Source organism: Halorubrum sp. SP3, from assembly GCF_005435195.1.
GTDB lineage: Archaea > Halobacteriota > Halobacteria > Halobacteriales > Haloferacaceae > Halorubrum > Halorubrum sodomense.
Genome location: NZ_SGTU01000036.1, coordinates 2,429 through 3,547, shown reverse-complemented (window position 1 = coordinate 3,547; position 1,119 = coordinate 2,429). Strand labels below are relative to the sequence as shown.

Annotated in this window: 2 protein-coding genes; both read left to right on the top strand. The window is 56.3% G+C overall.

The window, feature by feature from the left end; translation table 11 throughout:
- Positions 1 to 906 (top strand): DUF4350 domain-containing protein (locus EXE42_RS19580; protein WP_137706836.1); only part of this gene is annotated, 906 nt, incomplete at its 5' end.
- On the top strand, positions 899 to 1,119 hold a 221-nt coding region (locus tag EXE42_RS20260), incomplete at its 3' end, for a MoxR family ATPase (RefSeq protein ID WP_241988399.1). The genes EXE42_RS19580 and EXE42_RS20260, both read left to right, overlap by 8 nt.

Genomic DNA, 1,119 nt, shown 5'->3' with positions numbered 1-1,119 from the left:
AATGCGACAAACACCGTTGCGATCATTCTGGCACCCACAGAGCCGTATTCAGCCACTGAATCACGACGTATCCGAAATTTCGTTGAGCGAGGTGGAACCGTTGTCATTGCTGATGACTTCGGCCCACACAGCAACCCACTCCTTGCGTCGATCGGCGCAGACGCACGCTTCAGCCGACTCCAACTCCGGGATGAACGAGAGTATTACCGCGGGCCGTCACTCCCGCTCGCACCGAATGTAACGGCAGCGCCGTACACCCAGAATGTCTCACAACTCACGCTCAATGGAGCTACTGCGGTTGAGCCGGGGAATGCCACTCCAGTTGTGACAAGTTCTGAGCTTGCCTATCTGGATCGGAATGCCACAGGGAGTCTCTCGGCTGGCGATGAACTCGGTGCGTATCCTGTTGTCGCATCCGAGTCTATCGAAGGGGGCCAGGTCATTACTATCAGCGACCCCAGTATCTTCATCAATTCGATGTTGACACAGCCCGATAACCATGTCTTTGCGACACAACTCATCGACACTCATGAACGAGCGATTCTTGATTATTCACACGCAGGCGCGCAACCGCCGCTTGCGCGCGCGCTGGTACTACTTCGGACATCACCGCTTCTCCAAGTTGGTGGGGGCCTCGCGACACTCGGTGTGTGGCTGCTGATATGGCGCCGTGTCCGTGAGGGTACAGTCAGTAGCGCTGTGGAGACGCTGCTACCAGTGCGTGTGCTGTCACTCCTTCCGCGGTGGGTCTGGGACCGCTCCAAGAGCGGACAATCGGTTGAGCTTGACGCAGACGCGCTCCGATCAGAACTGAATGAGAAGTACCCTGATCTCGATGAGCCGCAGCTTCAACAGGTGATGACAGCTGTTTTATCTGAGCGGTCACGAGACGAACACGATGAGTAGCCCCGAGGCGCTGTACGAAACGCTCCGTGAGGCAGTTGGTGATGTTATCGTCGGCAATGAGGAGGTGCTTGAAGGCCTGACAATCGCGCTACTTACTGATGGCCATCTTCTCTTAGAGGGTGTTCCGGGCGTCGCAAAGACAACGATCGCTAACGCCTTTGCACGGGCATCTGGACTCTCATATAGCCGGATTCAGATGACGCCCGATATGGT